At 65.5% G+C, this 7853-nt stretch carries 7 protein-coding genes; 1 reads left to right on the top strand and 6 read right to left on the bottom strand.

Features of this window, described 5'->3' with window-relative positions; all coding sequences use genetic code 11:
- Nucleotides 1-168 precede the first annotated feature (168 nt).
- Nucleotides 169-1428, bottom strand: coding sequence for a cytochrome P450 (locus WB785_RS07050; protein ID WP_424078097.1), 1260 nt, complete (start codon nucleotides 1426-1428; stop codon nucleotides 169-171).
- Between the two features lie 126 nt (nucleotides 1429-1554).
- On the opposite strand from WB785_RS07050, the gene WB785_RS07045 reads away from it, so the two are divergent.
- Nucleotides 1555-2190 (top strand): TetR/AcrR family transcriptional regulator, encoded by a 636-nt coding sequence (locus WB785_RS07045; protein WP_424078096.1) that lies wholly within the window; start codon nucleotides 1555-1557, stop codon nucleotides 2188-2190.
- On the opposite strand, the gene proB is transcribed toward WB785_RS07045, so the two are convergent.
- From proB to WB785_RS07020, 5 genes are all read right to left on the bottom strand, one after another.
- The gene (gene proB, locus WB785_RS07040) at nucleotides 2187-3293 is read right to left on the bottom strand and encodes a glutamate 5-kinase (protein ID WP_424078095.1); all 1107 of its coding nucleotides are present in this window, start codon (nucleotides 3291-3293) and stop codon (nucleotides 2187-2189) included. The genes WB785_RS07045 and proB overlap by 4 nt on opposite strands.
- Nucleotides 3290-4726, bottom strand: a complete 1437-nt coding sequence (gene obgE, locus WB785_RS07035) for a GTPase ObgE (RefSeq protein ID WP_424078094.1) — start codon at nucleotides 4724-4726, stop codon at nucleotides 3290-3292. The genes proB and obgE overlap by 4 nt, the downstream gene beginning before the upstream one ends.
- A 65-nt stretch (nucleotides 4727-4791) precedes the next feature.
- Nucleotides 4792-5058 carry a 50S ribosomal protein L27 gene (rpmA, locus tag WB785_RS07030; RefSeq protein ID WP_424078092.1) on the bottom strand — a complete coding sequence of 89 codons (267 nt, stop codon included), beginning with the start codon at nucleotides 5056-5058 and terminating at the stop codon, nucleotides 4792-4794.
- A gap of 14 nt (nucleotides 5059-5072) precedes the next feature.
- Nucleotides 5073-5384: a 50S ribosomal protein L21 gene (rplU, locus tag WB785_RS07025; protein WP_424078091.1), complete on the bottom strand. Its 312-nt coding sequence runs from the start codon at nucleotides 5382-5384 to the stop codon at nucleotides 5073-5075.
- 152 nt (nucleotides 5385-5536) lie between these two features.
- Nucleotides 5537-7853: Rne/Rng family ribonuclease (locus WB785_RS07020; RefSeq protein WP_424078089.1), on the bottom strand; the 2317-nt coding region annotated here is incomplete at its 5' end.

Genomic DNA, 7853 nt, shown 5'->3' with positions numbered 1-7853 from the left:
GCGTCCAAGACAAACTCAACATCCGGCCACGACCCACCCTGAATTTCGACACCCCAGCCCAACGCCTAGCCGCCCTCCTAGAAGAGGCAGCCTGACCGATGTTGCACTAACCACTTGACTTTGAGGCGAAAAAACGTGACACAAGCCCACACTCGACGCGGTGAAGTATCAAAAAGTGCAGGGCATGCTGCGAATCCCGTGGATGAAGTTGCCGGGCACGTAGACCGGTTCGCCGGCCCGGATGTCCGGCAGCTGACGCAAGAGCTCGCTGAAGATCGCGCGCAGTTGCGCTCTGGCCACGTGTGCCCCGAGGCAGAAGTGCACTCCACCGCCGCCGAAACCGACGTGCGGGTTGGGGCTTCGGCTCAAGTCCAACCGCTCCGGATGCTCGAAGACTTCGGTGTCCCAGTTGCCGGACGGGTAGAACATCACGACTTTCTCCCCCGCCCGAATGGTTTGGCCACCGACTTCGAAATCCGTTGCGGCCGTGCGACGGAACGTCATCACCGGGCTAGCCCAGCGGATGAACTCCTCGATTGCGCCACCGATGCGGCCGTCGAAATCCTCTAGCAGCCAAGCGCGCTGATCGGGAAAATCGGTGAGCGCCTTGAGTGCATGACTGGTGGTTTGCCGGGTGGTGTCGTTTGCGGCGACAGAAAGCAACACGAAGAATGCGGCGATGTCGGCGTCGGCCAGCCGATCACCGTCCACCTCGGCATTCACCAGGCTGGTGAACAAGTCGTCACCCGGATGCTCGCGACGTTCGGCGGCTAGCGCGAAGGCCACCTGATGGACAGTCGTTTGAGCTTCAAACAGCACCTCCATTGGGTGCCGGCCGTTGAGGTAGACCGGGTCGCACCAAGAGACCATGGCATCGGCGGCCTGTTCCACGCGATCCCGGTCCGACTCCGGAATGCCCACCATTTCCGACAGGGTGCGGATCGGCAGTTCCTTGGCGCAGTGCTCGACGAAGTCAGCGCCGCTGCCAGCCGCTTTGAGCTGCTCGACGATGCTCTTGGCGTTGGCGCGGATCGAATCCTCGATGCGCCTGACCTGTCGCGGGGTGAACGCGGCACTGACGAGTTTGCGCAGGAAGGTGTGCCGCGGCGGGTCCATCGCCAGGAAGGACTGCGAGGCCTCGAGCAGCTCCTCGGGAACGTTCTCGAAGATGACGCCCTTGCCGGACAGGAACACCTCGTTGTTGCGGCTGACCGCGACGATGTCGGCGCGCCGGGTCAGAGCCCAGTAGCCGGGGTCCTCGGGGTCAGCCATCAGGGCATCTTCGACCGGAGGATGCCAGCTCACCGGACGTTCGGCCCGCAGCTCCGCAAACGAGCGTTCCCGTTCTTGTGCGGTGGTGGACCAAAACGCCCGCGACGAGAGATCGATGGGGTCGTAGGCGCGAGGGGTTGCGGCTGTCGCTGTCATGGTGGGTCCTCCATCGGCTATGACTCCGGTCACATCGGCAACACCGCTGACCCTAGAACTAGACATAGTGTCTAGTCAAGATGTCAAGGCTTCGGTTACGCTTCGACCAGCGGGATAGGAGGAGCCATGCCGTCGGTCACCCGAAAGCCGCAAGCCAAACGCCAGGAGCGGCGCGAGCAGATCGAGCGTCGCCTGCTCGACGCCACCGAACGGCTAATGCGTGATGGCGCGAGCTTCACCGAACTGAGCGTAGATCGGCTGTCGTCGGAGGCCGGGATGTCGCGGGCCAACTTCTACATCTACTTCGAGGACAAGGGCCACCTGCTGCGCCGGCTAGCCGGCCAAGTGTTCGCCGATCTCGCCGAAAGCGCCGAGCGCTGGTGGGGCCTCGCATGGCGACACGACCCCGACGATGTCCGCGCCGGGATGGCAGCGATCATCGCCAGCTACCGGCGCCACCAACCGGTACTGGTTGCGCTCAACGAGATGGCCGCCTACGACTCCCTGGTCGGAGCGACATACCGCAATCTGCTGACCGAGATCACCGGGCGATTGACCCGTGTCATCGAGGATGGCCAGGCCGATGGCTCAATCCGCGGCGCATTGCCAGCGGCGACCGCGGCCAGTGCGCTGACCTGGATGGTCGAACGGGTCTGTCAACAGAACCTGCCGGCCAACCAAGCCGCATACGACGCCGAACTAGTCGCTACGCTCACTGAAATCGTCTGGGGTGCTTTGTATCTCAAGCCTATGCCGGACTAGACGGCGACCAGGTCGTCGGCGTGCACTGCGGGCCGGCGCAACTCCGCGGGCAGCTCTGAAGTCGACCGGCCGATCATGGTGGCCAGCTCGGCGGCGTCGTAGGCCACCACGCCGCGGGCTACCAGGGTCTCGTCGGGCCCCTTTAGATCGACAACGTCACCGCCGTGAAAACTGCCGGACAGACTCGTAATACCCGCGGGCAGAAGTGAGCGGCGTTGGCCCAGCACGGCGTGCACGGCGCCAGTATCCAGGCTCAACACACCCGCGGACTCCGCGGCATAGCGCACCCAAAACCGGCGTGCCGACATCCGATTAGGCCGCGCGGCGAACGCCGTGCCAACCGAGGCATCCACCAACGCAGTCGCGGCGTCCGCGGCGGCCGCCAGCAGTACCGGCACCCCGGCGTCGGCGGCCAGCAGCGCCGAAGACACCTTCGCTGCCATCCCACCAGTGCCCAAGTGACTACTCTGTCCCGCGACCACACCGTGCAGGTCGGCTAGCCCGGAAACCTCGGGGATGAAACGTGATTCGCGGACTCTACGCGGATCCGAATCGTAAAGCCCGTCGATGTCGCTCAGCAGAACCAACGCGTCGGCACCGACGAGGTGCGCCACCAACGCGGAGAGCCGGTCGTTATCGCCGAACCGAATTTCGTTGGTGGCAACCGTATCGTTCTCGTTGACGATCGCCACGGCATGCAGCGCTCGAAGCCGGTCAAGAGTGCGCTGGGCATTGGTGTGCTGCACCCGCATCGAAATATCATGCGCTGTCAGCAATACCTGTCCAACGCTGCGTTGGTAACGAGCGAATGCAGCGCTCCAAGCGTTCACCAGCGCGACCTGCCCGACACTGGCCGCGGCTTGTTTGGTGGCCAGGTCAGCGGGCCGCCTGGTCAGCCCGAGCGGCTCGATGCCGGCGGCGATCGCCCCGGAGGAGACGATGACGACGTCGGAGCCCGCTTTCATCCGTGCCTCGATTGCGTCGGCCAGCCCCGCCAGCCTATCGGCGTCGAACAAGCCGGTCGGTGTGGTCAACGCGGTGGTGCCGACCTTGACCACGACGCTTCGCGCGGTGCGGATAGCCTCACGCGCTGTTGTGCTCATGAGCCACGCTCGCGACGCTGACGGCGGGCTACCTTGCGTTCGGCAGCGCCGACCCGGTCGGTGCCCTCCAGGCGGGCGTCGGTACCGCGCGCAGACATCGACGTGTCGATGCCGGACGGCGTCTGCGGCTCCCAGTCGAAGGTGACCTCACCGATGGTGACAGCGCATCCGGGCCGTGCGCCCAGCCGGACCAGCTCGTCCTCGACGCCCAGCCGGGCCAACCGATCACCGAGGTAGCCGACCGCCTCGTCGTTGTCGAAGTTGGTCTGGGAGATCCAACGTTCGGGCCGCCGTCCGCGGACCACGAATCCGCCCTGGCCGTCGGACTCCACAGTGAAACCCGACTCGTCGACCGGGACCGGACGAATCACCGGCCGTCGTGGCACCAGCACCGGCTGCGCGGCGTGATATTCCGACACCATGTCGGCAAGTGCAAATATGAACGGCTGCAAGCCTTCTCTGCTGGCCGTCGACACCAGGAAGACCGGCCACCCACGCGCCGCGACTTCGTCACGAACGAACTCGGCCAGCTCGCGGGCCTCTGGCACGTCAATCTTGTTGAGCACCACCGCCCGTGGCCGATCAACGAGGTCGCCGAGGGCGGAATCTCCTTGCAGCGTAGGCGTATACGCGGCCAGTTCGGCTTCCAGCGCATTGATGTCAGACACCGGGTCGCGACCCGGCTCGGCGGTGGCGCAGTCGACGACATGCACCAGCACCGCACACCGCTCGATGTGCCGCAGAAAGTCCAGACCCAGACCGCGGCCCTGCGACGCACCCGGGATCAGGCCTGGCACGTCCGCGACGGTGAAGGTGCGCTCTCCGGCCGAGACCACACCAAGGTTGGGCGCCAAGGTAGTGAAGGGGTAGTCGGCGATCTTCGGCTTGGCCGCCGAGATCGTCGAGACCAGCGAGGATTTGCCGGCCGAGGGAAATCCGATCAACCCGACGTCGGCGACGGTCTTGAGCTCGAGCGTGAGATCGCGCGATTCGCCCTTTTCGCCGAGCAGTGCAAATCCCGGCGCCTTGCGAGCCCGCGAGGCTAGCGCAGCGTTTCCCAACCCGCCGCGACCTCCGGCCGCGGCTTCGAAGCGGGTACCCGCACCGACGAGATCGGCGAGCAACCTGCCGTTCTCGTCGAGCACTACCGTCCCGTCGGGAACCTTGACTTCCAGATCGGTACCGGCGGCGCCGTCGCGGTGAGCGCCCATGCCCTGCTTGCCCGACGCCGCGACGATATGGGGCCGAAAATGAAAATCGAGCAGGGTGTGCACCTGCGGGTCGACGACCAGCACGACGCTGCCGCCGCGGCCGCCGTTGCCGCCGTCGGGACCGCCAAGCGGTTTGAATTTCTCTCGGTGGACCGAAGCGCAGCCGTTACCGCCGGAACCTGCCCGGGTATGGATGACGACGCGGTCGACAAACCGAGGCATCGGAGTTCCTCTTATTCGTCAAGCATGAAGCCAGCGGGCTTCACACTCGCGACACTTCGTCGGTCTTAGTCGGAATTGGTCGACGCGGTGACGATGCTGACCGTCTTGCGTCCCCGCTTGACGCCAAACTGGACGGCCCCGGCGGCCTTGGCGAACAGCGTGTCGTCGCCGCCGCGGCCGACGTTGATTCCCGGGTGGAAATGCGTGCCGCGCTGGCGGACGATGATTTCGCCGGCCTTGACGATCTGGCCACCGAATCGCTTCACGCCCAGCCGCTGAGCGTTCGAATCGCGACCGTTACGCGAGCTGGAAGCGCCTTTTTTGTGTGCCATGTCTGTCGCCTCCGCTACTTGATTCCGGTGACCTTCAGGACCGTCAGCTGCTGACGGTGACCCTGACGCTTGTGGTAGCCGGTCTTGTTCTTGAACTTGTGGATACGAATCTTGGGACCCTTGGTGTGCTCGAGCACCTCGCCGGTCACCGCAACCTCGGCCAGCGCCGCTGCATCGGTTGTGACAGTTGCGCCGTCGACGACCAGGGCGACCGGCAGCGATACCTTCGCACCGGGCTCAGAGTCGAGCTTCTCGACCTTGACGACGTCTCCGATGGCGACTTTGTACTGCTTGCCGCCGGTCTTGACGATTGCGTAGGTCGCCATGGTTACGTCTACCTCTTCTTCTTCTGGTCCTCGGGCGCCGCGCGACCAAAGTGCGCGGGCTGGTCTGGGAGTGTCGGCCAAAACCCGGTCAACAGGCCTGACGACAACTGGTCAAGGGTACGTGACCAGCAACTAAAGGGTCAAACCGCCCGTTAGTCCTCGTGGGTCGGTGGGCCTGCCGGTCGGGCCGCGGCCCGACGTCGGCGGGGTCGCGCGGCGGAGGCGGTGATTGCCGACGGTTCGCGCTCGGAGGAGTCCGTGTCGGAGTCATCGGAGCCGTCGGAGTCTTCGGCGTCCAGGTCCTCGTCGAGGTCAAGGTCCTCGTCCTCGTCCTCGTCCTCGTCGTCGTCTTCGTCTTCAAGGTCCTCGTCGTCGATGTCCTCGTCGTCGTCGTCGAATTCGACCTCGTCGTCTTCCGCGTCATCGTCTTCGTCGCTCTCGTCGAAGTCGGTGTCCTCAAGGTCTTCGTCGGCGGCCTCACCCGCGACCTGCTTTTGCAGCTGTCCGTCGGTCTCGGCGTCGTCGGAGTCATGCCCGTTGACGGCTTCATCGACATCCTCGGCATGCTCAGACTCGTCGGAGTCGTCGTCATGGCGACCGTTGGCCGCCGCCATTGCCTTGAACATCGGATGCTCGCCGGGGGTGTGCACCGGCACCTTGGCCACCACCTGCTCGTCGGCCTTGGTTTTCTTGGAGCGCCGGCCCCGCTTGCCGCCCGACTCGGATTTGCGACCGGCCGCCGGCGAGGTGGAGTCGACGGGATCAGCGTGCAGCGTTATTCCGCGGCCGCCGCAGTGCGGGCAATTGGTTGAGAACGCTTCGACCAGCCCCGTTCCCAGCCGCTTGCGGGTGAGCTGCACCAGCCCCAATGAGGTCACTTCGGACACCTGATGGCGGGTGCGGTCCCGCGCCAGCGCCTCGGTCAGCCGACGCAGCACCAGGTCACGGTTCGACTCGAGCACCATGTCGATGAAGTCGATGACGACCATGCCGCCGATGTCGCGCAGCCGCAGTTGGCGCACGATCTCCTCGGCCGCTTCGAGGTTGTTCTTGGTAACGGTCTGTTCAAGGTTGCCGCCGGAACCGGTGAACTTGCCGGTGTTGACGTCAACCACCGTCATCGCCTCGGTCCGGTCGATCACCAACGTTCCGCCCGAGGGCAGCCAGACCTTGCGGTCCATCGCCTTGGCCAGCTGCTCGTCGATGCGGTGCACGGCGAAGACGTCTGGGCCCGTCCCGCCCCCGGAAAGCTCTGCCGCCTCGTACTTATTCAGCTTCGAAACAAGTTCGGGCGCAACCGAATTCACATATTCGGTGATGGTGGTCCAGGCTTCCTCGCCGGACACGATCAGCTGCGCGAAGTCTTCGTTGAACAGGTCCCGGATCACCTTGACCAGGACGTCTGGCTCTTCGTAAAGCGCCACGGCGGCACCGGCCGCCTTCTCCTTGGTCTCTTCGGCCTGGGCGGCGATCTGGGTCCACCGGTCCTGCAGCCGGGTCACGTCGGCGCGGATGTCGTCTTCTTTGACGCCTTCGGAGGCGGTGCGGATGATCACGCCGGCGTCCGCCGGCACCACCTCACGCAGGATCTCTTTGAGGCGCTGGCGTTCGGTGTCAGGAAGCTTGCGGCTGATGCCGGTCGACGACGCGCCTGGCACGTACACCAGGTAGCGACCGGCCAGCGACACCTGGGTGGTCAGCCGGGCCCCCTTGTGGCCGACCGGGTCTTTGCTGACTTGCACCACGACGTAGTCGCCGGGTTTGAGAGCCTGCTCGATTTTGCGGTTGGACCCGCCCAGGCCGGCGGCCTCCCAGTTCACCTCACCGGCGTAGAGCACACCGTTGCGGCCGCGGCCGATGTCGACGAACGCCGCCTCCATCGACGGCAGGACGTTCTGCACGATACCCAGGTAGATGTTGCCCACCAGGGAGGCAGAGGCGGCTGAGGTTACAAAATGCTCGACGACGATCCCGTCTTCGAGCACGGCGATCTGGGTGTATCGCGACCCCGGGTGCGGCGGTTCGGTGCGGACCTTGTCCCGAACGACCATCACCCGCTCGACCGCCTCCCGGCGGGCCAGGAATTCGGCTTCGGTCAGGACGGGTGGGCGGCGCCGTCCGGCATCACGCCCGTCGCGGCGGCGCTGCCGTTTGGCCTCCAGCCGGGTCGAGCCGTCGATGCCCTGAATCTCGGTGTTGGTGGAGTCGGACTTGTCCTTGGCTCGGGGTGCCCGCTCGTGCACCACGGTGTTCGGCGGGTCGTCCGGTGACGGGCCGTCATCGGTGTCATCGCCCGAGCCGGACTTGCGGCGGCGACGACGGCGGCGACGCTTGCTGGCGCCGTCGCCGGTGTCGTTGTCATCCTCGGCGGCATCCGAGTCGTCCGCGTCGTCGTCGGAGTCGTCGTCGTCCGCGTTGTCAGCCGATGCAGCGTCCGACTTGTCCGATTTCGCGGCGTCGACGCCGGCC

Origin of the sequence: Mycobacterium sp. (assembly GCF_049585075.1) — a bacterium.
In the GTDB taxonomy this organism is placed as follows: domain Bacteria; phylum Actinomycetota; class Actinomycetes; order Mycobacteriales; family Mycobacteriaceae; genus Mycobacterium.
The sequence above is the reverse complement of the archived record's forward strand: the minus strand, read 5'-3'. Positions and strand labels throughout refer to the sequence as shown.

Excerpts from the sequence above, each read along its gene's own strand:
- rplU (WP_424078091.1), bottom strand. The coding sequence starts at position 5,384 with ATGGCGACCTACGCAATCGTCAAGACCGGCGGCAAGCAGTACAAAGTC.
- obgE (WP_424078094.1), bottom strand. The coding sequence starts at position 4,726 with ATGCCTCGGTTTGTCGACCGCGTCGTCATCCATACCCGGGCAGGTTCC.
- proB (WP_424078095.1), bottom strand. The coding sequence starts at position 3,293 with ATGAGCACAACAGCGCGTGAGGCTATCCGCACCGCGCGAAGCGTCGTG.
- WB785_RS07050 (WP_424078097.1), bottom strand. The coding sequence starts at position 1,428 with ATGACAGCGACAGCCGCAACCCCTCGCGCCTACGACCCCATCGATCTC.
- WB785_RS07045 (WP_424078096.1), top strand. The coding sequence starts at position 1,555 with ATGCCGTCGGTCACCCGAAAGCCGCAAGCCAAACGCCAGGAGCGGCGC.
- rpmA (WP_424078092.1), bottom strand. The coding sequence starts at position 5,058 with ATGGCACACAAAAAAGGCGCTTCCAGCTCGCGTAACGGTCGCGATTCG.